Origin of the sequence: Lysinibacillus sp. FSL K6-0057, from assembly GCF_038630885.1 — a bacterium.
Classification (GTDB): domain Bacteria; phylum Bacillota; class Bacilli; order Bacillales_A; family Planococcaceae; genus Lysinibacillus; species Lysinibacillus fusiformis_F.
The window spans coordinates 3,096,315-3,120,381 of sequence record NZ_CP152047.1 but is presented as its reverse complement, the minus strand read 5'-3'; the positions used below and the strand labels follow the sequence as shown (position 1 = coordinate 3,120,381).

At 40.2% G+C, this 24,067-nt stretch carries 27 protein-coding genes; 26 read left to right on the top strand and 1 reads right to left on the bottom strand.

What is annotated here, in order from left to right; genetic code table 11:
* The first annotated feature begins 2 nt into the window (after positions 1–2).
* The 24 genes from MHB40_RS15605 to MHB40_RS15490 all read left to right on the top strand — a co-directional run bounded on the left by MHB40_RS15605 (position 3) and on the right by MHB40_RS15490 (position 22,382).
* The gene (locus MHB40_RS15605; RefSeq protein ID WP_342532887.1) at positions 3–932 is read left to right on the top strand and encodes a sirohydrochlorin chelatase; all 930 of its coding nucleotides are present in this window, start codon (positions 3–5) and stop codon (positions 930–932) included.
* The gene (gene cobK, locus MHB40_RS15600) at positions 929–1,690 is read left to right on the top strand and encodes a precorrin-6A reductase (RefSeq protein ID WP_342532886.1); all 762 of its coding nucleotides are present in this window, start codon (positions 929–931) and stop codon (positions 1,688–1,690) included. Before MHB40_RS15605 ends, cobK begins: the two co-directional genes overlap by 4 nt.
* Before the next feature lie 12 nt (positions 1,691–1,702).
* Entirely contained in the window at positions 1,703–2,362 is a 660-nt protein-coding gene (locus MHB40_RS15595) for a precorrin-8X methylmutase (protein ID WP_342440869.1), read from the top strand.
* Positions 2,362–3,495 (top strand): cobalt-precorrin-5B (C(1))-methyltransferase, encoded by a 1,134-nt coding sequence (locus tag MHB40_RS15590; protein WP_342532885.1) that lies wholly within the window; start codon positions 2,362–2,364, stop codon positions 3,493–3,495. The genes MHB40_RS15595 and MHB40_RS15590 overlap by 1 nt, the downstream gene beginning before the upstream one ends.
* Positions 3,452–4,672, top strand: coding sequence for a precorrin-6y C5,15-methyltransferase (decarboxylating) subunit CbiE (gene cbiE / locus MHB40_RS15585; protein ID WP_342532884.1), 1,221 nt, complete (start codon positions 3,452–3,454; stop codon positions 4,670–4,672). Before MHB40_RS15590 ends, cbiE begins: the two co-directional genes overlap by 44 nt.
* Positions 4,665–5,372, top strand: a complete 708-nt coding sequence (gene cobI, locus MHB40_RS15580; RefSeq protein WP_205444170.1) for a precorrin-2 C(20)-methyltransferase — start codon at positions 4,665–4,667, stop codon at positions 5,370–5,372. The genes cbiE and cobI overlap by 8 nt, the downstream gene beginning before the upstream one ends.
* Entirely contained in the window at positions 5,372–6,157 is a 786-nt protein-coding gene (gene cobM / locus MHB40_RS15575; RefSeq protein ID WP_342440866.1) for a precorrin-4 C(11)-methyltransferase, read from the top strand. The genes cobI and cobM overlap by 1 nt, the downstream gene beginning before the upstream one ends.
* Positions 6,150–7,271, top strand: coding sequence for a cobalamin biosynthesis protein (locus MHB40_RS15570; RefSeq protein ID WP_205444168.1), 1,122 nt, complete (start codon positions 6,150–6,152; stop codon positions 7,269–7,271). Before cobM ends, MHB40_RS15570 begins: the two co-directional genes overlap by 8 nt.
* A gap of 11 nt (positions 7,272–7,282) precedes the next feature.
* Complete coding sequence (locus tag MHB40_RS15565) at positions 7,283–8,650, top strand: cobyrinate a,c-diamide synthase (protein ID WP_205444167.1); 1,368 nt, start codon at positions 7,283–7,285, stop codon at positions 8,648–8,650.
* Positions 8,643–9,281: an NAD(P)-dependent oxidoreductase gene (locus tag MHB40_RS15560; protein WP_342532881.1), complete on the top strand. Its 639-nt coding sequence runs from the start codon at positions 8,643–8,645 to the stop codon at positions 9,279–9,281. Before MHB40_RS15565 ends, MHB40_RS15560 begins: the two co-directional genes overlap by 8 nt.
* Complete coding sequence (cobA, locus tag MHB40_RS15555) at positions 9,278–10,045, top strand: uroporphyrinogen-III C-methyltransferase (RefSeq protein WP_342532880.1); 768 nt, start codon at positions 9,278–9,280, stop codon at positions 10,043–10,045. Before MHB40_RS15560 ends, cobA begins: the two co-directional genes overlap by 4 nt.
* Before the next feature lie 33 nt (positions 10,046–10,078).
* Positions 10,079–10,639, top strand: coding sequence for a nitroreductase (locus tag MHB40_RS15550; protein ID WP_342532879.1), 561 nt, complete (start codon positions 10,079–10,081; stop codon positions 10,637–10,639).
* A gap of 13 nt (positions 10,640–10,652) precedes the next feature.
* The gene (locus tag MHB40_RS15545; protein ID WP_342532877.1) at positions 10,653–11,189 is read left to right on the top strand and encodes a cob(I)yrinic acid a,c-diamide adenosyltransferase; all 537 of its coding nucleotides are present in this window, start codon (positions 10,653–10,655) and stop codon (positions 11,187–11,189) included.
* A 173-nt stretch (positions 11,190–11,362) separates the two neighbouring features.
* Entirely contained in the window at positions 11,363–12,862 is a 1,500-nt protein-coding gene (locus MHB40_RS15540; protein ID WP_342532876.1) for a cobyric acid synthase, read from the top strand.
* Positions 12,859–13,695: a methyltransferase domain-containing protein gene (locus MHB40_RS15535; RefSeq protein WP_342532875.1), complete on the top strand. Its 837-nt coding sequence runs from the start codon at positions 12,859–12,861 to the stop codon at positions 13,693–13,695. Before MHB40_RS15540 ends, MHB40_RS15535 begins: the two co-directional genes overlap by 4 nt.
* Positions 13,696–13,792: 97 nt before the next feature.
* Positions 13,793–14,725, top strand: coding sequence for a ribonuclease Z (rnz, locus tag MHB40_RS15530; protein WP_342532874.1), 933 nt, complete (start codon positions 13,793–13,795; stop codon positions 14,723–14,725).
* Positions 14,726–15,037: 312 nt separating this feature from the next.
* The gene (locus MHB40_RS15525) at positions 15,038–17,032 is read left to right on the top strand and encodes a methyl-accepting chemotaxis protein (RefSeq protein ID WP_342532873.1); all 1,995 of its coding nucleotides are present in this window, start codon (positions 15,038–15,040) and stop codon (positions 17,030–17,032) included.
* Positions 17,033–17,097: 65 nt separating this feature from the next.
* On the top strand, positions 17,098–17,328 hold the full coding sequence (locus tag MHB40_RS15520; protein ID WP_009370265.1) for a hypothetical protein: 231 nt from the start codon (positions 17,098–17,100) through the stop codon (positions 17,326–17,328).
* Positions 17,329–17,447: 119 nt separating this feature from the next.
* The gene (gene cdaS / locus MHB40_RS15515) at positions 17,448–18,068 is read left to right on the top strand and encodes a sporulation-specific diadenylate cyclase CdaS (RefSeq protein WP_342532872.1); all 621 of its coding nucleotides are present in this window, start codon (positions 17,448–17,450) and stop codon (positions 18,066–18,068) included.
* A 99-nt stretch (positions 18,069–18,167) separates the two neighbouring features.
* A complete protein-coding gene (locus tag MHB40_RS15510; RefSeq protein WP_205444153.1) occupies positions 18,168–18,611 on the top strand; it encodes a MarR family transcriptional regulator in 444 nt (147 codons plus the stop codon).
* Positions 18,612–18,669: 58 nt separating this feature from the next.
* On the top strand, positions 18,670–19,611 hold the full coding sequence (locus MHB40_RS15505) for a ring-cleaving dioxygenase (protein ID WP_342534789.1): 942 nt from the start codon (positions 18,670–18,672) through the stop codon (positions 19,609–19,611).
* Between the two features lie 16 nt (positions 19,612–19,627).
* Complete coding sequence (locus MHB40_RS15500) at positions 19,628–20,683, top strand: LLM class flavin-dependent oxidoreductase (RefSeq protein WP_342534788.1); 1,056 nt, start codon at positions 19,628–19,630, stop codon at positions 20,681–20,683.
* Between the two features lie 13 nt (positions 20,684–20,696).
* A complete protein-coding gene (locus MHB40_RS15495; protein WP_342532871.1) occupies positions 20,697–21,263 on the top strand; it encodes an NADPH-dependent FMN reductase in 567 nt (188 codons plus the stop codon).
* Positions 21,264–21,707: 444 nt separating this feature from the next.
* A complete protein-coding gene (locus tag MHB40_RS15490; RefSeq protein ID WP_342532869.1) occupies positions 21,708–22,382 on the top strand; it encodes a serine/threonine protein kinase in 675 nt (224 codons plus the stop codon).
* A 101-nt stretch (positions 22,383–22,483) separates the two neighbouring features.
* Here the strand turns inward: MHB40_RS15490 and MHB40_RS15485 are convergent, their stop codons facing one another.
* Entirely contained in the window at positions 22,484–22,927 is a 444-nt protein-coding gene (locus MHB40_RS15485) for a hypothetical protein (protein WP_342532868.1), read from the bottom strand.
* 224 nt (positions 22,928–23,151) lie between these two features.
* On the opposite strand from MHB40_RS15485, the gene MHB40_RS15480 reads away from it, so the two are divergent.
* Together MHB40_RS15480 and MHB40_RS15475 are read left to right on the top strand one after the other, a co-directional pair.
* A complete protein-coding gene (locus tag MHB40_RS15480; protein ID WP_205444145.1) occupies positions 23,152–23,367 on the top strand; it encodes a DUF3955 domain-containing protein in 216 nt (71 codons plus the stop codon).
* 380 nt (positions 23,368–23,747) lie between these two features.
* Positions 23,748–24,026 carry a DUF1450 domain-containing protein gene (locus MHB40_RS15475; RefSeq protein ID WP_342532867.1) on the top strand — a complete coding sequence of 93 codons (279 nt, stop codon included), beginning with the start codon at positions 23,748–23,750 and terminating at the stop codon, positions 24,024–24,026.
* Positions 24,027–24,067 lie beyond the last annotated feature (41 nt).

The window sequence follows — 24,067 nt, the reverse complement described above, 5'->3', positions numbered from 1 at the left end:
AGATGAAAGCTATTTTATTTGTCGGCCATGGGAGCCGTTTAGCAGCAGGAAATGATGAGGTTCGTACATTTATCGAACAAATGACACCGCGTATTGACGAACAATTTTTAGTGGAAACTTGTTTCCTTGAATTTGCTTCACCTAACATTGAAGAAGGTATTACAAACTGTGTGAAAAAGGGAGCTACAGAGGTTCATGTGATTCCAATCATTTTACTTCATGCAGGCCATTCAAAACTGCATATTCCAGCAGAAATCGAGCATGCGCGTGAGCATTATCCAACGATTACATTCACATATGGTCAAACAATTGGCATCCATGATGAAATCTTTGCCATTTTACAAGATCGCTTAGCTGAAATTGGCTTTAATTCAGAACAAGAGCAGCAAGACACGGCTATTTTATTGATTGCACGAGGAGGCAGTGATCCATCTGCTAATGGCGATTTTTATAAAATTACACGACTTTTATGGGAAAAACTACCTGTAAAATACGTGGAAAGTGCTTTTATGGGTGTCACAGATCCACGAGTTGAAGAAGGAATTGAACGTTGTGTCAAACTAGGTGCAAAAAAAATCATCATGCTACCTTACTTTTTATTCACAGGCATTTTGATGGAACGTATGAATGGCATGTGTGAGAAGTTTAATGAACTTTATCCAGACTGTGATATTCAAATTGCTAACTATTTTGGCTACCATGAACGTTTACAAAATGTTCTATTAGAGCGTATTGAACAGGCGGTCAACGGTACATCAACAGGTATGCAAGATCTAGAAGACTATCGTGCCTATGCGGCAGTACATGGACATGCACATCATCATCACCATCATGATCATGACCATCACCACCATCATGAGCATGACCATCACCACCATCATGAGCATGACCACGACCACGACCATCATCATGAAGAGGAGCCGGTAAAATGATTTTCATGTTAGCGGGGACGAGTGATGCAAGGGATTTAGCCCTTGCATTACAAAGCGCAGGTCATGCGGTGACAGCTACGGTCGTCACCGAATCGGCAGCCTCAAGTCTTGCTGACGTTGGCCTGCCACATTTAATTGGTCGACTGACGGCTGAGGAAATGGCGACCATTATGACAGAGCAAGGCTATCAATTGGTGGTAGATGCCTCTCACCCATTTGCGGAGGAGGCATCTAAAAATGCGATGGCAGCGGCGAAACAGGCACAAATTCCTTATATTCGCTATGAGCGAGCTCATGAACATTATGCCCATCCTTTAATTACTGTTGTAAAGGATTATGAGGAGGCAGCTCAGTTAGCTGCAGAAAAACGCGGTGTCATTATGCTAACGACGGGAAGTAAAACACTCGCTACATTTACAAAGGTGTTACAGGGCTTAGAAAACACAAGAGTAATCGCTCGTATGCTTCCACGACTGGACAATATGGAAAAATGTGAGGCGCTAGGAGTGGCACAGCGAGATATTGTGGCGATTCAAGGTCCGTTTTCAAAGGAATTAAATGAAGCTCTCTTTCGTCAATACGGAGTGACGCTGATGATCACCAAAGAAAGCGGTAAAGTTGGCTCAGTGGATGAGAAGCTAGAGGCAGCTCTTGCATGTCAGATTGAAACAATTCTTATTGCTAGACCAAATATTCAATACGGCCAACAATATTCAACATTTGAAGAAGTATTAAAGGCTGTTGAACAGACAATTTAGGAGGCATTTTCCATGGATTTTAAAACAGATTTCAAACCATTAACGGTAGACCCAGATAAAATTTACGATTACAGTTTCGCCATTATTGCAGAGGAAATGGGCGAGCATGACTTCTCAGATGATGAATGGAAAGTTGTACGTCGTATTATCCATGCATCGGCTGATTTCGAGCTAGGACGTAGTGTCATCATTACACCAGGGGCAATTGAAGCGGGTATCAAGTCTATTCTTGCAGGACGTCATGTGATTGCAGATGTGCAAATGATTGAAAGTGGCTCTGGTAAAAAGCGTTTCCAAAAACATGGTGGCGATTTGCATTGCTATATTGCGGATGAAGATGTATCAATCGAAGCGAAAAAACAAAATACAACTCGTGCCATTATTTCGATGCAAAAGGCTTCAACATTACATGAAGGTGGTATTTATGCCATTGGTAATGCACCAACCGCATTGCTGGAATTGATTCGTTTAATTAAAGAAGGACTAGCAAAACCAGATTTAATTATCGGTATGCCTGTTGGTTTCGTGTCAGCAGCCGAGTCAAAAGAAGAGCTGCTTAAACTAGAAGGGATTCCGTACATTACCAATGTTGGTCGTAAAGGCGGTAGTACAGTGACGGTTGCCGCATTAAATGCCATCTCACTTTTAGCGGACGAACAGGCGAAAAAATAATGGAGCGGAAGCCAAAAAAGGATCCCAAAGACATGCGTCACGGTTATACGACGGGAGCCTGTGCAACTGCGGTATCAAAGGCTGCATTGCTTGCTCTTATTACCAAGGAGGAGCAAGAAACAAGTACAATCCATTTACCTATTGGTCGAGATGCAACCTTTACAATTGAAAAATGCATATTTGAAGAAAATGCTGTCAGCTGTGAAACGATTAAAGATGCTGGTGATGATCCTGATGCGACCCATCAGGCACTCATCGTTGGCACAGTGAGTTGGGCAGATACACCTGGTATTCATTTAGATGGAGGAATTGGCGTCGGGCGTGTCACAAAGCCTGGCTTGCCAGTGCCTGTCGGAGAGGCGGCCATTAATCCTGTACCACGTAAAATGATTTATAGCACGGTCCAAGGTGTATTGGACGAATTTCACATTACACGAGGCGTGAACGTGGTAATTTCCGTACCGAAAGGAGAGGAGATTGCTAAAAAAACGTTAAATGGGCGACTCGGTATACTTGGAGGCATCTCAATCTTAGGCACAAGGGGAACCGTCGTGCCTTTTTCGAGTTCTGCGTACATGGCCAGTATTGTCCAAGCCATTAGTGTAGCGAAAGAGGCTGGCTGTGAGCACTTAGTGGTGACAACAGGTGGTCGTAGTGAAAAATTTGCGATGAAACAATACCCACATCTAGCAGAAGAAGCGTTTATTGAAATGGGTGACTTTGTTGGTTTTACATTAAAACATTGTAAGCGCCTCGGCATCAAACAAGTATCACTTGTTGGTATGATGGGGAAATTTTCAAAAGTGGCGCAAGGTGTCATGATGGTGCATTCCAAAAGTGCGCCAATCGACTTTAATTTTTTAGCACAACTGGCAGAGGATATAGGAGCCGATGGAGAAACCATAGCACAAGTTCTGGACGCAAATACAGCGTCACAAGTAGGTGAAATTATGATGGAGAAGGGCTATGACGCGTTCTTCCATCATTTATGTGAGGCGTGCTGCTATTCCTCCATCCGTCATATTAGGGGCGGTTTAACGCTTTCCACATCGATCTATTCGATGCAGGGACAATTATTAGGAAGGGCTGATGACATTGCATCGATCGATGAAATTGATTGGGATCGGGGATAACGGATTAGCAAGCTTATTACCACAATACCTTCAGTGGATTGAAGACTGTGAGGTACTTGTTGGTGGTGAGCGCGTACTGGATTTCTTCCCAAACTTTATGGGTGAAAAAATCCTTATAAAAGGAGGTCTTTCAGCACTTGTTGAAAGATTGTCTGAAGAAACAAGAAATACGGTGATCCTTGCATCTGGAGATCCATTATTTTATGGCATCGGAGGCTATTTAGCTAAAAAGCTACAAATAGAGGTTTATCCCTATATGAGCTCTGTCCAGCTTGCCTTTGCGAAAATGGGAGAAAGCTGGCAGGACGCTTACGTAACGAGCATACATGGACGCCCAATGAAGGGCTTGGCACAGCGAATTGATGGCAAAAAGAAAGTAGCACTTTTAACAGATGCTGAGAATAGTCCGAATGCTCTCGCTCGATATTTAAAGCATTTTGGTATGACAGAATACCGTGCGTTTGTAGCCGAAAATTTACAGGGTGAAAACGAAAAAAGTGGCTGGTACTCGCTTGATGAAATGGAAAGTACTCATTTTTCGCCTTTAAATGTTGTGATTTTAAAACAAACAATAGCACCGAAACGCTACACACTTGGGATTGATGATGAAGAATTTTCACAACGCAAGCCAGATAAAGGACTTATTACAAAGAAAGAAATTCGAGTTTTAAGTTTGCAAGCCATGCAGCTTCAACAGGATAGCATTATTTGGGATATTGGCACATGTACGGGATCAATGGCAATTGAGGCAGGTAAGCTTGCACCAGAAGGACAAGTATTTGCTGTTGAGAAAAATGCCCCTGATTTAGAAAATTGTCTCCAAAATCAGCAAAAATTCCGTGTTGATATGACTGCAATTCATAGCAAAGCACCAGCAGGATTAGACAGTTTCCCAGATCCTGATGCTATTTTCATCGGTGGTACAGGGGGCGAAATGGTCGAGTTACTGCAATTATGCTGTCAACGTTTGAAGTCTAATGGTCGCATTGTCTTAAATGCGGCGACAATTGAGAATTTATATAAAGCCGTCGAGGCGTTTAAGGCTTGTGGTTTTGCGGTTGAGATTTTGCAGGCACAGCTTGCGCGCAGTAAACCTATTTTAGATATGACACGCTTTGTGCCATTAAATCCAATATACATTATTTCGGCTTATCGAAAGGAAGAAAATCATGAGTAATTTAGGTGTTTTATACGGCTTGGGCGTTGGTCCTGGCGATCCAGAATTAATTACAGTAAAGGCATTTCGAGTGATTCAGGAATCACCTGTTATTGCTTACCCTAAAAAGCTAAAAGGCAGTAAAAGCTATGCCCATCGTATTGTAGATGTTTATATTAATCCAGACGAAAAAGATATGCTTGGTCTTGTATTTCCAATGACGAAAGATGAGGCTGTTCTAGAACGTGAATGGACAAAGTCAGTAGAACTTGTCTACGAAAAATTACAAGCGGGCAAAGATGTGGCGTTTGTCACAGAGGGCGATCCATTATTGTATAGTACGTTTATCCATATGATGAAATTAATGCAGGAAATGCATCCAGATGTAGAAATCCGTACGGTTCCTGGGATTTCGTCGTTCAATGGCTCTGCATCTCGCTTAGGGATTGCGTTAGCGGATGGCGATGATCGTGTTGCGATTATCCCTGCTCATGATGATTATGACTCCATGCGTGAAGCAATCGAAAGCCATGATGCCGTTGTCTTTATTAAAGTGGCAAAAGTGATTGATTTAATGCTTGAGGTGCTACGCGATTTAGATTTATTAGATAAAGCATCCGTGGTGACAAAGGTAACATCTGATGAAGAAATCATTTGGGATGTGCGTGAGTTGGATGGTGTTGATTTAGAATATTTAACGTTAATGGTGGTGCGTAAATAATGAAGAAAATCTATATTGTTGGCGCTGGTCCTGGTGATCCAGATTTAATTACAGTCAAAGGTTTACATATGTTACAAACTGCGGACGTTGTCATGTACACAGATTCTTTAGTGAGTGAGGACCTCATTGCGAAAGCCAAACCAGATGCAGAGGTCATACGAACAGCTGGCATGCATTTAGAGGAAATGGTTGCTGTGATGGTGGACCGTGTCAATGCTGGGAAAACAGTGGCACGTATGCATACAGGTGACCCAGCGATGTATGGTGCCATCATGGAGCAAGTAGCTCTCTTGAAAAAGGAGGGCATTGGGTACGAAGTCATTCCAGGAGTTAGCTCTGTATTTGCTTCGGCAGCGGCTATCGGAGCTGAGCTAACAATTCCTGATTTAACACAAACCCTTATTTTAACACGCGCTGAAGGGCGCACACCTGTACCAGAATTTGAAAAGCTGCGTGATTTAGCGAGCCATCATTGTACAATTGCATTATTCCTTAGTGCAACGCTGACTAAGAAAATTGTCAAAGAACTACAAAGTGCTGGCTGGGCTGATGATACGCCTGTAGCAGTTATTCAACGTGCTTCATGGCCAGATCAAAAAATCGTACGGACAACCTTAATCGAATTAGATGAAGCAATGCGTGTGAACGGTATTCGTAAGCATGCAATGATTTTAGCGGGTTGGGCGTTAGATCCGACTATTCATGATAAGGATCAATATCGCTCGAAGTTGTATGATGCAAGCTTTACACATGGCTTTAGAAAAGGTGTGAAGACAAGTGATTGAGTTACAAGAAGGTATTTTACCAGAGGTTGATCAACGCAATCCTTATGCTGTGGTTGCCATTACGAAGCATGGTGTTCAAATTGGACGCCGCCTACAGCAAACCTTTGCAGCAAGTGATTTATATTATATGAGTAAATTTGAGCAAGGCGATGAAGCAGAAAAGCATATTCAACTATTTACCGGAACAGTGCGCCTGTTATTGCCAACGCTATTTAAACAATATAAAGGCTTGATCTTAATTATTTCACTAGGGGCAGTCGTAAGAATGATTGCGCCGATTTTAAAGGATAAAAAGACAGACCCGGGCGTTGTCGTGATTGATGATCGAGGCGAAAATGTCATTAGCGTATTATCAGGCCATCTTGGTGGGGCCAATGAGTTAACGCATGAGGTGGCAGCAGCACTTGGTGCTAATCCAATTATTACAACGGCTTCTGATGTGCAAAAGACGATTCCTGTTGATTTATTTGGGGCACGCTTTGGCTGGGTATGGGATAGTGCCGATAAATTAACACCTGTTAGTGCTTCTGTAGTAAATGAGGAGCATGTGGCCATTGTACAGGAAACGGGTGAACGCGACTGGTGGATGCGTGATACACCGATGCCTGAACAAATCAAAATTTATCCATCCACACAGGTGGCTATTGGGGCTAATCCCCATGCTACATTATTAATAACCGATCGAATCATTGAACCTGAAGAGGAGGTTCTTCTAGAAAACGGTGTTATTTATCGACCAAAATCCATTGTGCTAGGAATGGGCTGTAACCGTGGTACATCGTTAGAGGAGATTGAACAGGTAATCGATGAAACCTTGGCAGAGCTAAAGCTTTCGAAAAAAAGTGTGAAAGCCTTATGCACGATTGATTTAAAGAAAGATGAGCAATGTTTTTTAGATATTACGAAGAAATATGATTGGGAGTTCGTTACGTATACACCGGCTGAATTAAATGAAATCGAATTTCCATCACCCTCTGAAACGGTCTTTAAATATACGGGTGCATATGGTGTGAGTGAACCAGCAGCTATGCGTTATGCACAGGTGCAGACACTCCTATTAGAGAAGAAAAAATCGGGTAATGCTACGATTTCAGTAGCTAGATACCTATTTTAAGGAGGAAGTCCATGCAAACAAATCGTTTTGTACTAGCTGGTACGGGCAGTGGGGTAGGTAAAACTACTTTTACCATTGGACTGATGAAGGCATTACAAAATAAAGGAAACGTGGTGCAAGGCTTTAAATGTGGTCCTGATTATATCGATCCAACCTATCATACGGCTGTAACAGGCAGAGTATCACGCAATATTGATAGCTGGATGTTCTCACATGAAGCGGTACGTGATATTGTGGCACGCGCAAGTATGGATGCAGATGTGTCCATTATTGAAGGTGTGATGGGCTTTTATGACGGTAAAAGCCCTTTATCGGATGCTGGTTCTGCTGCTGATATTAGCGTAGTGACTGAGAGCCCTGTTATTTTAATTGTCAATTGTGCTAGCATGGCACGCAGTGTAGCAGCGGTTGTTAAGGGTTTCCAATTACTATCAGATAAGCCGAATATCGTTGGTGTTATTGCGAACCAGGTTGGTAGTGTCGGTCATTACGAAATTGCCAAGGCAGCTATTGAACAAGAATGCGGGATACCTGTGATTGGCTACTTAAAGCGTGAGGAAGGGATCGATATCCCGAGTCGTCATTTAGGATTAGTGCCTGCTATTGAAAGAGGAGAGCTAGATTCATTTTTTGATAAACTAGGGAACCTAATGGCAGAAACGATTGATTTGGACCAATTACTACATTTAACAAAGGCTCCTATCTTACAAGAATCTGGTCATTTATTTATGGAGGAGCCTTCACAAAATATTTGTATAGCAGTTGCAAGAGATGCGGCATTTAATTTTTATTATGAAGAAAACCTGGCTTTGTTACGTGCGAAAGGGGCGACACTACAATTTTTCTCACCGCTTGCTAATGAGCCTGTACCAGCAGAAGCAGATGGCTTATATATTGGTGGGGGCTTTCCTGAGGAATTTGCAGAGTCACTTGCGACCAATACAGTCGTTAAAGACTCTATTCGTGAAGCCATTGCCAAAGGTCTTCCAACATTAGCTGAATGTGGGGGCTTTATGTATTTAACAGAGGCGATCACAAATAGCCATGGCGAACGCTATGACATGGTAGGAGTAATTCCTGGAGAAGTGGCGATGCAAACAAAACTAGCAGCACTTGGTTATCGTGAAATTTTTGGCACAGCCGATAATTTCTTAATTGGTGCTGAGGAGCAAGCGAAGGGCCATGAGTTCCATTATTCCAAATATAGTGGTTCTCACAACACAGCAGCCTACGAAACGATTGGTCGTTTTGGCAAAAAGAAAGAAGGCTATCAAGAAGGAAATTTAGTGGCTGGCTATACACATTTCCATTTTGTATCAAACCCAAAGCTAGTTGACAATTGGTTAACAGCTTGTAAGAAGGTGAAAAGTAATGACTAATTATTTTCCTATTCATATCAATCTAGAATATAAAACGGTAGTAATTGTAGGTGGCGGTCACGTGGCAACGCAGAAGGTAGCATCCCTGTTACCGGCAAAGGCAAACATCGTGATTGTCAGCCCAACCTTACATGACACATTACAGCCACTTGCTGAGTCAGGGCAAATTACTTGGAAGAAAAAGGAATTTGAACCGCGCGATTTAGATGATGCCATTCTCATTATCGCTGCAACGAATGTGACAGCAGTGAACGAAGCAGTTCAAGAGGCGGCACAGCATTGGCAATTAATCAACCGAACAGATAAACAAAGTGAAAGTGATTTTATTACGCCTGCTACTGTTCGCCGTGGTCCATTGGTGTTAACTGTTTCGACATCGGGAGCAAGTCCAGGTCTAGCACGCAAGATCAAAGCAGATTTAGAAGATCAATTCGATGATGCTTATGATGACTATGTATGCTTTTTACAGCAAGCTCGATTAATGATTGCTGCTAAGTATGATAAAGGTCCACAAAGACGTGCAGCATTACAAGCGTTGCTAGAGCCAAACATCCTTGAATGGACACGTCATGGCGAGATTGATCGACGTGAAGCATATTTACAACAACTATTGATGGGAGCAGCGCAATGAAGGATGGAATTGTATATATCGTTGGAGCAGGTCCTGGCGATCCGAAGCTCATTACTGTGTATGGACTGGAATGTATTCAAAAGGCTGATGTAATTGCCTATGATCGTCTTGTGAATCCTAAATTGCTTGATTTTGCAAAAAAGGATGCGGAGCTTGTTTATTGTGGCAAATTACCTGGGAAGCATCATCTCATTCAAGATGAAATTAATGCATTACTTGTGGAAAAAGCCCAAGAAGGTAAAATTGTTACACGTCTTAAAGGTGGCGATCCTTTTGTCTTTGGACGTGGTGCTGAGGAAGCAGAGATATTAAAAAATCATGACATTGCCTATGAAATTGTTCCTGGGATAACAGCAGGTATTGCGGCTCCTGCTTATGCAGGGATTCCCGTTACACATAGAGACTTTGCGACAAGCTTTGCCCTCGTGACTGGGCATGGACGTGAAGAAAAAGGACAAGATTTTTTGAATTGGCCAGCATTAGCTACAGGCATTGATACTGTTGCTTTTTATATGAGTGTTGGGAACATTGCCTACATCGCTCGAAAATTAATCGAAAACGGACGGAAGGCTACAACACCAGTAGCGGTTATTGAGTGGGGAACAACTGCTCAACAACGCACGATTACAGGGCCGTTAGATGAGATAGCCAGCATTATTGAGCGTGAAGGGTATCATAACCCTTCTATGATTGTAGTGGGCGAGGTTGTCAATGTACGTGAAAAAATTCAATGGTTTGAAGAGCAGGGACTTACCTTTTCATAATCATCTTTTGAAAGAGCACAAGGAGGAAGCAATATGACTGTCATTGAAGCATTAAAAAAACGTCGAGCAATTCGTAATTACACAACACAATCTGTAGAGAAAGAAAAGATTGACCAAATTTTACAGGCAGCAACCTATGCACCGAATGACCGTATGCGAGAGCCTTGGCATTTTTATGTCATACAAGATGAAGCCATGAAGCGTTATGAAGAAATGGCTAGTGCTTATTTACAAGAACGTTTCCCCACGAAGCCAAACCTAGTGGAAAGTTCATTGAAGGTTGTACAAACAACGCCTGTGGCCATTGTTGTAACAGCAGACATTGTAGAGGGCGATGCAGATGCGACAGAAGATAATGTTTTTGCCGTATGTAGTGCCATTATGTCCATGTGGTTGACAGCAGAGGAGCTAGGTCTTGGTTTTGTTTGGCGTACACGTGGTGTTGGCCTGGTGCATGATCCTCGTATGCATACGTTCCTTGGTGCAAGTGCCTCTCAAAAAGTAGTCGGCACGATATTTATTGGCTACCCACAGGAGCAAGAGCAAAGCGACAAGAAACGTACACCGTTTGCAGAAAAGACAACATGGCTGTAAGGAGGCTAACAGCATGGCAAGAAAAGGCTTGTTTTTAGTATATACAGGTGAAGGAAAGGGCAAAACGACAGCATCCCTAGGTGTTACATTGCGTGCGGTGGGCCGTGGCTTAAATGTGCGCTATATGCAGTTTATCAAATCACCTGAACGCACTTATGGAGAGCAAATCGCCCTTCGTAAGCTAGGCGTAGAAATGGAACAAATGGGCATAGGTTTTACATGGACAAAGACACCTGAGGAGCATCGTGCTGCATTAGCCAAGGCTTGGAAAAAAACGAAGGCAGCTCTGCAGGATGATCGCATTGATTTATTGGTGCTTGATGAGCTAAATAATGCCCTGGCGATCACCAAGTTTCCAATCGATGATGTCCTCCCACTAGCAGAAGTCATCGAGGCAATCCAACAACGCCCCTCAACGATGCACCTGGTTGTCACAGGCCGAAGCGCGAACCCTGCGTTACTGGCAATGGCTGATTTAGTGTCAACCATTGATGCAACAAAGCATTACTATGATGAAGGGATCCCAGCAGTGAAAGGGCTTGAATTTTAAAGCCCCTCACTAATGCTGGATGAAAAATACCCGCGCTTCGCATTGGAATACCCGCGGAGCGAAGGGAAATACTCGCGCGTCGCGATAAAATACCCGCGGAGCGAAGGGAAATACTCGCGCGTCGCCATAGAATACCCGCGGAGTGAAGGCAAATACTACAGAGGAGAGTGACTATGCCAGCAAAATCGATCATGATTCAAGGAACGGCTTCCGATGTTGGAAAAAGTATGATTTGTACCGCACTATGTCGTATATTTTCAGATGATGGACTAAAAGTAGTACCATTTAAATCGCAAAATATGGCTCTTAATTCATTTGTTACGAAGGATGGCGGTGAAATCGGCCGCGCACAAGGAGTGCAGGCAGAGGCGGCTCGTGTTGTTGCAACGACTGATATGAATCCTATCCTGCTGAAACCGAAGCAAGATATGATGTCAGAGGTTATCGTTCATGGTAAGCATTTTTTAAATATGGATGCCAAAAGCTACCGCAATAATTTTGTGCAAGAAGCGATGCCAATCGTGGAAAAATCAGTACGTACACTACAAAATACATATGATGTCATAGTCCTAGAGGGCGCTGGTAGCCCTGCAGAGATTAACTTAAAGGATCGCGATATTGCCAATATGCGAATGGCTCATTTAGCAGATGCAGCGGTTGTCCTCGTTGCTGATATTGATCGTGGTGGGGTCTTTGCCTCGATTGTTGGTACACTGGCATTGTTAGATGAGAAAGAACGAGCACGTGTAAAAGGATTAATTATCAATAAATTTAGAGGCATGCGTGAATTACTGGATGATGGTTTGGCATGGGTGGAGCGTGAAACGGGCATTCCGGTACTTGGCGTGATTCCTTATGTCGATGTCAATATTGAAGCGGAGGATTCTCTCGCACTATCGTCACTACGCTTTAAAAAACCAAAGCCAGGCGAATTTGCTGTAGATGTAGCCATGATTCGTTTACCACGTATTTCAAACTTCACCGATATTGATCCATTTTTCGATGAGCCAGAGGTGGGTGTGCGTTTAATTGGTAATGTCAACGAGCTAGGTACACCAGATATACTCATTCTGCCAGGAACGAAAAGTACAATGGATGATTTAGCTTGGCTAAAAGCACAGGGCTTCGATCAAGCCATCACACATTTACGTAATAACGGTACTAAAATTATTGGCATTTGCGGTGGTTTCCAAATGCTTGGTGAAACATTACTAGATCCTGAGGCAGTGGAGGGGAATGGCGAATCTGCTCATGGTCTTGGGCTATTACCGATGGAAACCATTTTTGTAGGCAATAAAAAAACGGTGCAAATGACAGGTGTAAGAGGGCAGGACACATTGACAGGCTACGAAATTCATCTAGGACGTACAAAAATTTTACGTGATGAAGTATCACCGTTTTTACAGTTAGAAGATGGAAGAAAAGATGGTGCGGTTAGTCATGATGAGCAAGTGATTGGCACGTATTTCCACGGCTTGTTCCATAATCGTACCTTTACTCGTCAACTCGTCAATGAAATACGAGAGAAAAAAGGGCTAGCTGCTTTACCAAGTGATGTGAAAAGTGACGCAGAACGAAGAGAAGATGCCTATAATATGTTAGCCGACCATGTACGAGCAAATCTTGATATGAAAAAAATATATGAAATTTTATCTATAGAGGTATCTGTATGACGAGAAAAGGACCGTTAGCCATTAACTATGAGGCATTATGGCAGGAAGGCATGAAGGATTGGCATGGCCATATGCCTGAAAGAATGGTGAATGATCAGCTAGAGGAGCAATTTTGGGCGCAATCCGTAGCACGTAAAAAAATGGGGCAAACTGATCCTTATGCTGCACGGATTTTTCAGGAGCTTCAAAAAAAGATTGAACCTCAGCATTCTGTATTAGAAATTGGCCCTGGATGGGGCAATTATACATTTCCATTAGCTGATAAAGTGAGCAAGCTCACATGTGTGGATAGCTCCGAAAGTATTTTGCATTACTTACAACAGTGCATGCCCCAGAAGGAGCACGTTTCCTATATTCATGCGAAGTGGGAAAGTTTAGAGCGTGATGAGATTGAGCCACATGATATCGTCCTAGGCGTGAATTGTTTTTACCGTATGTATGAAATTAAAGCAGCTTTATATCATATGAATCGGCTGGCGAAAAAGCGTGCCATTATTGGGATGACGACAGGGCCAATCCAGCCACATTATGAACAATTATATGAAAAATATGGTTATGACATAAAATTTCCTCGCAGAGATTATATCGAGTTTTTGAATCTACTATATGAAATGGATATTTACGCTGATTGTCAAATTATCCCACTTGAACGTATTTATGAATATGAAAGCTATGAGCAACTTGTGGCAACGCAAAGTAAAAAAATATTAACGCCAAACTTCCAGCGAGCCCATGTGGAAGAATCACTTCTACCTTTTATTGAAGAAAAAGATGGACGGTATTATTATCGTCATGATTTTCATGCAGCACTTGTTTCATGGCAACCAAAATAATCAAGAAACCTTTGGAGAAACTGTACACCAAAGGTTTTTCTTATGGGAATGGATAAGGTACAATAAAACGATATAAACAAGAAGTGAGGTGGCATATGTGCAGCTACATTTTTTAGGGACAGGCGCAGGCATGCCTTCAAAAGAACGAAATACAAGTGCTCTGATGGTAAAGCTATTAGATGAAGTGAGTGAAATGTGGCTATTCGACTGTGGAGAGGCGACACAGCATCAAATCCTCCATACGTCATTAAAGCCGCGAAAGGTAACGAAAATTTTTATTACACATTTACATGGTGATCATATTTTTGGACTGCCAGGCTTTTTAAGCTCGCGTTCCTTTCAAGGTGGGGATGAGCCGCTAACGATCTTCGGGCCACCTGGTTTACAGCAGTGGATTGAACAAACATTGGCGCTATCGAAAACCCATTTAACGTATCCTTTACACTTTGTAGAAGTACAAGAAGGGATTATTTTTGAGGATGCTCATTTTACAATTCATGCTAAGGAATTGCGCCATGTTGTACCTTGCTATGGTTATCGTATTGAGCAAAAGGATTTACCAGGCGAATTATTAATTGATAAAGCACAGGCACTTGGCGTTCCAAAAGGACCTTTGCTCGGGCAATTAAAAAATGGCCATGATATCGTGCTTGAAAATGGTGATGTGATACACGCAAAAGACGTTGTGGCACCCGCCAAAAAGGGCTTTACTCTGTCGATTTTAGGCGATACGAAATATTGTGAAGAAGCCATCCAACTATCAATGGGTGCTGATATCATTGTGCATGAAGCGACTTTTGATGGTACAACAACGGATTTGGCAGCAAGCTATGGTCATGCGACAAATGTAGAGGCAGCAAAAGTCGCACAGCAAGCAGGTGCACACTATTTATTATTAAATCATTTAAGTGCTCGTTTTCTACCATATGACTTACCTCAGTTTTTGGCTGATGCACAGGATATTTTCCCGAATACGCTCCTAACATCTGATCAAGCGGTCTATACGTGGCAACATAATAAATTATTTTGATATAATTATTAGATAAAAAACATCTATTAGTGGAGGAATCTTCTAATGGATGTTTTTTATTTGCAGTTCTAAAGATATACTTAAATATTACTAATTAACCCTCAGAAATATGATTCATTTCTTTCTTTAACTAGTCTGAAATATACAGGCTATTCCTCTTGTAGATTTTATTTTGCAATTTTTACAAATTAATGACAATTTAAACTTCTTCAAAACTTATTATTTTATATTTAATAAATAGTTAATGAAATATATGGAAGTGATATTGTATGATGAAGTGGAAATAATCGTAATTTTTAGGGGGATCTCATCATGAGAAAGTCAATGAAATGGAAAATGCTTCTGGAGATTATGGGCATTGTGGTGTTCATTATAGCGGCATTTTCTATTTATATTTATCAAGCTACATATAAAAGTGAAAAAAGCAATGGAGAAGCAATCGCCAACTCCATTGTCATGGGGATGGAAGGAGCGATTCAATCTAGAGCAAAAGCGGAAGAAATCATGGAAAAGGAAATGATTGCCGAATCTGTGATGGCTGCTTACATAATTGATAAAGGCGCTACGTATGAGGATTTAAAGGCTATTGCTGAACGTGGTGGCATCGATGAGATTTGGAGTACAGATGATAAAGGAAATACAACGGTGACATCAGTAGCTCCAACTGTTGATTTCAACTTTGGCGCTGATCCAAACGGACAAGCTGCTGAATATATGCAACTCCTAGATGGTAGAGCGAAAGAGGTCGTGCAAAAAGCACAAATCCGCGATGTCGATGATCAATTTTTCAAATTTGTCGGGGTAGGTAGCTGGAATCCAGCAACACCACAAATTGTACAGGTGGCTCGTCATGGACAGCAGCTACTAGATTTAGAAGCAAGTATTGGCAGCGCATCCTATATCGATCAACTGGACAATTATTTATCCTCAACTGTATTATTCGCTGCTATTGTAGATGAAAAAGGCAAAACTATTGCCGCTACAGCAGAAAAAGATTTAGCGGATATTGGTTTTGAGCCAGCCCAATTTTCAGCACAAAAGTCGACTGAATTTTCAGGGCGCTATGATGGCACACGTGTCACGCAATATATAAAGCCATTATCCAACGGTACATACTTAGCAATTATTGTATCCAATGCCGTCCTATCACAAATTTTAGTGGGTACAATTGTGGCTTCATTGATCGTTGTCTGTGTGATTTTCTTCATTACGGGCCTATCTATTTCCAAACAAGTATCTCGTATTTTAAGTGTGCGAAATTCCTTAGAGGAAATTAGCAAAGGTGAAGCAGATTTAACCAAGCGCATTCCAATCCATGCGAAAGATGAAATTGGCCAATTAGTGACATCATTTAATGGGATGATGGATAATTTCCAACAAATCATGTGTGAATTAAAGCAAGGGGCCAATCAAATAAAAGAAGCTACCTATACGATTCAAGAAAACGCCCATGAAACTCTAGATTCAGCCGCAATGATCCAAGGAGAATCCAGTCAGGTAGCTCAGGCCTCCTTTGCACAACAGAATAATACAGCAGACAGTGCGCACTCAATGGAGGAATTGGCACGCAGCATTCAATATATTTCGGAATCCATTGCAGAAATTTCTAGTATTTCTCGTAATACCGAGGAAAATGCCGATAATGGATTACAAATTATGCAGTCCTTACAAAAGCAATTAGTGACTATTCATGAGAAAACGAATTTTGCGGTGATTGGTACACAGGAACTTGAAAAATTGTCTACCATGATTGGGGAATTTACTAATGTCATTACGGGAATCTCTGATCAAACGAATTTATTGGCATTAAATGCATCCATTGAAGCAGCACGTGCTGGTGAAGCGGGTAAAGGGTTTGCCGTTGTAGCAGAAGAAGTGCGTAAATTAGCTGAAGACTCTAAGCGTGCAGCGGATAGAATCACACAGGTGGTGATGAATGTCCAAAGGGAAACGGGCAATATTGTAGCAACCATTCAAGCAACAGCGGATGTATTACATGCAGGACGTGCGATCGTACAAGAAGCACAGCAATCGTTTGAAGGAATTCATAATGATGTACAGGTGTTAGCAACACAAGTAGATTTAGTATCTAGCTCAACCGAGGAAATTGCTGCAAGTACTGAGGAGGTAACAGCTACTATGGAAGATGTTTCGCTACTCGCTAAGCAAACATCGCAAAGTGTTGATGCCGTTGCCCAAAAGGCTAAACATCAAGCGGAAAATATGGAGAGCATGACCGCATTTATTGATCAATTGAATACAACAGCGGAAAACCTCCAACTATCAGCAGGCAAATATAAAGTATAAAAGGAAAAATATAGTACGATAAATCACTAGATTCCCGTATAATTGAAAAAAGGGGTGTGGTTTAAATGAATCAACAAAAGATGCCGCCAGCATTATTGCGATTAATCGTCATTTTTCCAAATGTGCTGAGCTATTTACTATTATTCGGTCTAATTATTTTTGTCATGACAAATTATGAAACATTAAAAGCGACAAATAATTTAACTGTGTGGATTATTTTTATTGTCGTATTAGCACCCGCTGCTGCCTATACGACTTTCAGCATCGTAAAAAAAATTCGGGCAGGGCATATGTAAGAATATTAACGACTTCCTATTCAACGTAATAGGAAGTCGTTTTGCTTAAAAGAGAATAAAAAACATATAGAGAGAAAAACTATCGTAAACAGTGATGAAATGAAGAGGTGTGGTATCATATGGATCCAACAAATTGTGATTTTTCACCAATGAAAGAAACATTAAAAGATGAGCTTCTCCAAGTGATCATGTCCTTACAGCAGAGTGTGCAGGAAATGGATACAGATGCAAATTGTCTCCTCGGTAATTTTGAGAAAATTAAAGAGAAGTTTATGACAATTGAAATGAAAGCTGCAACGTTCTATTTAAATTGTTATCTTTCCCCGTTTACTGAAAAGTATCCAGAGCTATCACATAGTGTGCAAAATATGTCTTTAAGAAGACATGGTGGTTTAATTGTCATCCAACGTCAAGATACTTTAGAGAATCTGATTCAGCCTGGTATTCATATTGGGGCAGATTTAACCCATTCTTTATTAGAATCTATTTTCTTCCCTGGTAATCCGCTCCACGATGGTGCTGTACTTGTCAACCAAAATCAAATTGAGTCAGCAGCAAATGTACTGCCATTGTCAGAGCGTTATACAGGGGAAAAGAAATTAGGAACAAGACATCGTGCAGCACTGGGATTGAGTGAGGTTAGTGATGCACTGGTAATGGTTGTATCAGAAGAAACAGGGAGAATTTCTTTTGCTCTTAAAGGCAATTTATATCCTGTGACAACACCTGGCATTATATAGGGAGTCTCCCTATGTTAAAAAATATCTTGAATTCGAGATATTTTTCTTGCGGAAGTATCACTTGCGTGGTAAAGTGATAGCTGAAGGGAGGGTGAAGTGATGAGAAATCATACATTAGGTACCTTAACGTGGATTCGTATGATGCGTTTTACAACGCAAAGTAATCAGTTATCGAATGAATTTTTAAAACGTTTTGATTTAACGACAGCTCAATTTGATGTGTTAATCCAAATCAAAACATATGCCCCGCTTACACAGTGTCAATTAGCAGAAAAAGTAACTGTAACGCAAGGTGGCATGTCTCGCATGCTTGCACGACTGGAAAAAGAGGGGCTAATCGAGCGTAAACAAAATTGGAAGACGAAAACCATCTCATTGACATCCAAAGGGGAGCAAATGATTGATGCAGCAACACCTAGTCAACTTCACTTCCAGTCCTCATTTTTTGAAGAAGTATTAACAGCTGAGGAAATAAAATCTTTATATATTGCGATGACAAAGCTTGAAAAACATAGCCGAGAAAAAAAATTGCCGCCCGTGTAATTTTTTTTGTGAAATCACTTGCTTAGTCAAGTGAAAATGATGAGGAGGAACAATTATGATGAACAAATTAAGCGGACACCATCATATCTCTATGCTAACGAAAAATGGTAAACAGAATAATCATTTCTACACAACTATTTTAGGGTTACGACGTGTAAAAAAAACGGTGAATCAAGACGCACCTTCTATGTATCACTTATTTTATGGAGACTTAACAGGAGCAGCGGGTACAGAATTAACATTTTTTGAAATGCCTGTTGCAGGACGTACAGTACGTGGGACGAATGCTATTACTCGCATTGGCTTACTTGTACCTAGCTACGAAAGTTTACTTTATTGGAAAGAACGTTTTCAACAGCTGGACGTAAAACATAGTGACATTACGACATATGCAGGGAAAGATGCCTTATTTTTTGAAGATCATGAAGGTTTACGGATGGTATTGTTAAACCATCAAGGACAAGAAACGCCTGCACAATGGCAACCATGGGATGGAAATGATATACCGAAGGAACACCATATTTTAGGTATGGGTACTGTTGAAATCACGGTGCGTTATTTACAAAGAACAGTCAATTTATTACAAGATTTATTTCACTATACCGTTGTTGCAGAAAAGGACAAAGAAACAGTTCTACAATCGATAGAAGGGGAAGTACTTGGAGAGATTGTTGTCAAAGAATTAGAAGGGCCAAGCGAGAAACCTGGTAAAGGCAGTATTCACCATCTTGCGTTACGTGTAGCAACTGTCGAGGAATTACAGCAATGGGATAGCAAAATTAAAGAACTAGGATTGGATAGTACAGGTGTTGTTGATCGTTATTATTTCCAAAGCCTTTATTTTAGAGATCGCAACGGTATTTTATTTGAAATGGCGACAGACGGCCCAGGATTTACTGTGGATTCAGCAGTCGAAGAACTTGGCAAAGAGCTAGACCTCCCGCCATTTTTAGAAGAGAGACGTTCAGAAATTGAAGCCATTTTAGAACCGCTAGAATAAGGAGAGATAACACATGATGGAAAAATATCATATTGATCAAACACAAGGACTCGAATTCGGACTGTACTCTTTAGGTGATCATATCCCTAATCCACTAACGGGCGAGCGTATTTCTGCTCAACAACGACTAAAAGAGCTAGTCGAGGCAAGTCAATTAGCAGAGCAAGCGGGAATTGATGTATTCGGCATAGGTGAAAGTCACCAATCTTATTTTACAACACAGGCACATACGGTCGTGTTAGGTGCGATTGCCCAAGCCACTTCGACCATTAAATTGTCTAGCTCAGCAACCGTATTAAGTGTTTCAGACCCTGTACGAGTATATGAGGATTTTGCCACAATTGATTTATTATCAGATGGTCGTGCAGAAATTGTAGCGGGACGTGGTTCACGTGTAGGTGCCTATCACTTACTAGGTGTTGATTTACAAGATTATGAAGAAATCTTTGAGGAAAAATTAGAGCTTCTTATGAAAATCAATGACGAGGAGCTTGTGACGTGGGAAGGGCAATTCAGAGCCCCCCTCCATCATGCACAAATTTTACCGCAGCCAAAAAACGGCTCGTTGCCAATATGGCGTGCGGTTGGTGGACCACCTGCCAGCGCTATTAAAGCAGGCTATATGGGCATTCCGATGATGCTTACAACATTAGGTGGACCTGCTATCAACTTTAAACCATCTGTTGATGCCTATCGAGAAGCGGCAGAGCGCAAAGGCTTTGACCCAAATGAATTGCCTATTGCCACAACAAGCTTGTTTTATGTAGCAGACACAACAAAAGAGGCATTGCAAGGCATGTATCCACATTTAAACGGTGGTTTCCAAGCGATTCGTGGCGGGGGCTATCCAAAGCAACAATTTGCACAAGCGCCTGATACACGTGATGCTTTAATGGTAGGCAGTAAAGAGCAAATTATTGAAAAACTACTTTATCAGTACGAACTATATGGCATGCAACGCTTTATGGCACAAATCGATTTTGGTGGCGTACCATTCGAAAAAGTGATGAAAAACATAGAAATCATTGGCAATAATATTATCCCAGCCATAAAAAAACACACAGCAAAATAAGGAGTGGTGCATCATGAAAATTGTCGCACTTGCGGGTTCAATTGTCGGCTCAAAAACAAGAACTGCTACACAAAAAATAGTCGAGATGTTACAAGAAAAATACCCAGAGCATGAAGTAACATTACTAGATCTTGCTGACTATCAGCTAGTTTTTAGCGATGGTCGTAATTACTTTGACTACGAAGGCGATACAAAATATGTCACTGAAACTATCATGGCTGCAGATGCAATTGTGATTGGGACACCAACATTCCAAGCATCTATTCCAGCTACATTAAAAAATATTTTTGACCTTTTACCTGTCAATGCCTTCCGCGATAAAGTCGTCAGTGTCATTGTTACAGCGGGTACATCCAAGCATTATTTAATGGTGGAACAGCAACTAAAGCCGATCCTTGCTTATATGAAAGCGCACATCGTTCCAACTTATGTATTTATAGAAGAAAAGGATTTTTTACGTAAAGAAATTGTCAATGATGATGTCCTTTTTCGTTTAGAACGGTTAGCGGAGGATACAGTAATGGTTACAGATGCTTTTGCAGAAATTCGTGCCAAAAAAGATGCAGAATATGATTTTTAAAGATTAATAGATGAAACGCTGTGTAAGTAGTCTGACACAGCGTTTCTTTTTGCGTCAAGGCTAACTATAAGTTCGTGACAATCATGATAAAAAATAAAACGTTACTACCAAATCACTTTGAGTTTTTAATAAGGGTGGTTAAGGGTAAATAGAGGATAGAACTGGTTCTTCTGTAGCTAACGAAGCCGTATACTTCCACAAGGAGAAATGTATATAGGAACTTCTATTAGTTCCCAACGTTTTAAAATTAAAGAGAACATGTAGGAAACTTGAGATATAAGTGTGACATTTAGAATGTGGTGAAAAAAATTATGGAGATAGTACCCCCTACTCTTTAACGGGGTTAGTTAAAGAAACTGAATATTATTAAGGGCGATATAGAATCCCTACTAAAGTAATTAGATAGTGTAGTTTTCTTCAATGCAAATGATGGGAGAGATGGAAATGGAAAACGACTGGTACAAAGCTATAGGTTCTCTTTCTAAAATAAACGTTTTTTCAAATTCAAATAATGAGCCGGTAACCATAAGTGGTGAAGCTGATGATTTGAAGTGTATAGGTGTTGGGACAGATGCGGCTGTTTTTCAATCTCTTTCCGCCCCAGCGTATGCATTTAAACTATATGCCAAAGACAAAGTGCACAAAGTAAAAGTTGAAGCAAATGTTTATCAAATATTAGGAGATTCACCTTTCTTTTCAACATGCTTTGCTTCACATGACGAATACCTTGTTTTAAGTTACGAAGAAGGAAAAACGCTCTTTGATTGCATTCTACAAGGTATTCACATTCCAAAACAAGTTATAAATGAAGTGGAGGATGCAAGAGAATATGTTCGGAAGAAGGGCCTTAACCCTCGTGATATTCATTTAAAAAATATTTTGCTACAGAATGGAAGGGCAAAAATAATTGATGTCTCTGAGTACACACTACAGGGCAATGATTATCGATGGGAGCATTTAAAAAAAGGATATGAGCAATACTATCATTTAATAGATGGAAATTCTGTACCGTTTTGGTTAGTAGAAACAATACGAAAGTGGTATAACCAGCGTGGAAAGAATACTTCATATGAAGAGTTTACAAAAAATATTTTAAAATTTCTGTTAAAAAATAATTGAACTTACGGGAGCTACCTTTTACGAGATGATTTCATTTTGGTCAGTTTAATAGAAATAAAGAAAACAGACAACAAAATTTCATTGACTGTTTTAAAAACTACTTATTCGCTTATAATAGTGGGTTCATCGAATGAGACAATATCAATAATATGGTCTAAACAAACAATCTGATAATGGAATAGCTCCTTGTAGGAATAGATATCGAGAGCTATAGTTCCTTTACTTATAAAATCTAAATAAGTTGATTTTGTAAAAAGACGTACTGAGTTACCCAAGAAATCATCTTCTTGATTTACAAAATGAAATGATTCGTCAAAAACAGTATAGGCTACATATGAATCGAATTCTATATGTATGACCGGTAATGTCTTATCAATTTCAATAGGATAGACATCATTTATTGTATATTCCTCAAAACTTATATCCTCGCTTTCGGAGCTAACGGAAGCTCTAGAAATAGAAACTCTCAAAGAATTTGTCCCTGGCTCTACTATATTATCTAAAAACAAATAACCTTTCCATTGCATTAAATCTTCATAGTTCATACAAAACACCCTTCCAAATTATCACTAGAGATAATGGTCATTTTATAGTTAGAATTTCAAAATGTCAATTTGGGATTGGTTGAATTAGAATAAAAATTTATTGTTTATCAATAAAAAATAATTGACTTAGAATATATTTTGGATTTATGATTGTTACAGCAAGTTGTAGAAAGATGCAGTGGAGGAATTAAACATAAAAATATTTAGGAGAGAGGAAATAAGTTATGAAAAAATATATCTTTGCATTAATGCCAATCATATTAGGCGTACTTAGTTTTTTAATCTTTATGGTGAAAGGGAGTAATGTAGCACCTGATGGTACATTAGAAGAACCATTCTTTCTTATTCCAATAGGATTTTTATTGTTATTTATTGGATTTATATGTGTTGTAGGGGTGGCGTTAAATTCGGTTATTAAAAAGACACAATACGTTAAATAATAGATAAAACAACCAGGTCATACATAAGAGACTTGGTTGTTTTTAATATTGACATAATAAAAGCGCTACATTTGTGTGGGAGTTTATGTTTACACGATTTATGGATCAGACTGATGATTTGATTGAACAACATAAATAGCTATTTTAGTTGATTGCAGAATAGTACTTGAAGGTTTTGAATGATAAGTTTGTGACTGCCTTTTTTCAAGGCAGTCATTTTTGTTTAATGGTTGTACATTAATTTCATAAGAAAAACTTATGTTTATTGAGCAGAAAGCTTAATAGTATTTTATGAAAATTATTTTGCTTAACGATACAGTTTTCATGAAGTTTATCGAATTGTGGTATGATCGTTTTTAGAGAGTAGGGGGTCAATAAATATGGTATTTTCTCTTTTTAAAAAAAAGAAGGAACCACAGCAACTAAAAAATAGAGTGGAGTTTTGTATCACTAATTTATCTCTTGGGGCGGCAGATGCGTATGATGTATTAGTAGAACGTGATGATATTGAGATAGAGGAATCTGGTTGTACATCCCACTGTGAAATCTGTGAGCAACGTATTTTTGCCATAGTCAATGGAGAAGTAGTAACAGCTGAAGATGCAGCGTCATTGGTGCAGGCTATTGATGAAGAATTAAAACAAAATCCACTTTTCTAATTGAAAAACAGCTTGCTGGATAACAAGCTGTTTTTTGATGA

Excerpts from the sequence above, each read along its gene's own strand:
- MHB40_RS15605 (WP_342532887.1), top strand. The coding sequence starts at position 3 with ATGAAAGCTATTTTATTTGTCGGCCATGGGAGCCGTTTAGCAGCAGGA.
- cobK (WP_342532886.1), top strand. The coding sequence starts at position 929 with ATGATTTTCATGTTAGCGGGGACGAGTGATGCAAGGGATTTAGCCCTT.
- MHB40_RS15595 (WP_342440869.1), top strand. The coding sequence starts at position 1,703 with ATGGATTTTAAAACAGATTTCAAACCATTAACGGTAGACCCAGATAAA.
- MHB40_RS15590 (WP_342532885.1), top strand. The coding sequence starts at position 2,362 with ATGGAGCGGAAGCCAAAAAAGGATCCCAAAGACATGCGTCACGGTTAT.
- cbiE (WP_342532884.1), top strand. The coding sequence starts at position 3,452 with ATGACATTGCATCGATCGATGAAATTGATTGGGATCGGGGATAACGGA.
- cobI (WP_205444170.1), top strand. The coding sequence starts at position 4,665 with ATGAGTAATTTAGGTGTTTTATACGGCTTGGGCGTTGGTCCTGGCGAT.
- cobM (WP_342440866.1), top strand. The coding sequence starts at position 5,372 with ATGAAGAAAATCTATATTGTTGGCGCTGGTCCTGGTGATCCAGATTTA.
- MHB40_RS15565 (WP_205444167.1), top strand. The coding sequence starts at position 7,283 with ATGCAAACAAATCGTTTTGTACTAGCTGGTACGGGCAGTGGGGTAGGT.
- MHB40_RS15560 (WP_342532881.1), top strand. The coding sequence starts at position 8,643 with ATGACTAATTATTTTCCTATTCATATCAATCTAGAATATAAAACGGTA.
- cobA (WP_342532880.1), top strand. The coding sequence starts at position 9,278 with ATGAAGGATGGAATTGTATATATCGTTGGAGCAGGTCCTGGCGATCCG.
- MHB40_RS15550 (WP_342532879.1), top strand. The coding sequence starts at position 10,079 with ATGACTGTCATTGAAGCATTAAAAAAACGTCGAGCAATTCGTAATTAC.
- MHB40_RS15545 (WP_342532877.1), top strand. The coding sequence starts at position 10,653 with ATGGCAAGAAAAGGCTTGTTTTTAGTATATACAGGTGAAGGAAAGGGC.
- MHB40_RS15540 (WP_342532876.1), top strand. The coding sequence starts at position 11,363 with ATGCCAGCAAAATCGATCATGATTCAAGGAACGGCTTCCGATGTTGGA.
- MHB40_RS15535 (WP_342532875.1), top strand. The coding sequence starts at position 12,859 with ATGACGAGAAAAGGACCGTTAGCCATTAACTATGAGGCATTATGGCAG.
- MHB40_RS15525 (WP_342532873.1), top strand. The coding sequence starts at position 15,038 with ATGAGAAAGTCAATGAAATGGAAAATGCTTCTGGAGATTATGGGCATT.
- MHB40_RS15520 (WP_009370265.1), top strand. The coding sequence starts at position 17,098 with ATGAATCAACAAAAGATGCCGCCAGCATTATTGCGATTAATCGTCATT.
- cdaS (WP_342532872.1), top strand. The coding sequence starts at position 17,448 with ATGGATCCAACAAATTGTGATTTTTCACCAATGAAAGAAACATTAAAA.
- MHB40_RS15510 (WP_205444153.1), top strand. The coding sequence starts at position 18,168 with ATGAGAAATCATACATTAGGTACCTTAACGTGGATTCGTATGATGCGT.
- MHB40_RS15505 (WP_342534789.1), top strand. The coding sequence starts at position 18,670 with ATGAACAAATTAAGCGGACACCATCATATCTCTATGCTAACGAAAAAT.
- MHB40_RS15500 (WP_342534788.1), top strand. The coding sequence starts at position 19,628 with ATGGAAAAATATCATATTGATCAAACACAAGGACTCGAATTCGGACTG.
- MHB40_RS15495 (WP_342532871.1), top strand. The coding sequence starts at position 20,697 with ATGAAAATTGTCGCACTTGCGGGTTCAATTGTCGGCTCAAAAACAAGA.
- MHB40_RS15490 (WP_342532869.1), top strand. The coding sequence starts at position 21,708 with ATGGAAAACGACTGGTACAAAGCTATAGGTTCTCTTTCTAAAATAAAC.
- MHB40_RS15485 (WP_342532868.1), bottom strand. The coding sequence starts at position 22,927 with ATGAACTATGAAGATTTAATGCAATGGAAAGGTTATTTGTTTTTAGAT.
- MHB40_RS15480 (WP_205444145.1), top strand. The coding sequence starts at position 23,152 with ATGAAAAAATATATCTTTGCATTAATGCCAATCATATTAGGCGTACTT.
- MHB40_RS15475 (WP_342532867.1), top strand. The coding sequence starts at position 23,748 with ATGGTATTTTCTCTTTTTAAAAAAAAGAAGGAACCACAGCAACTAAAA.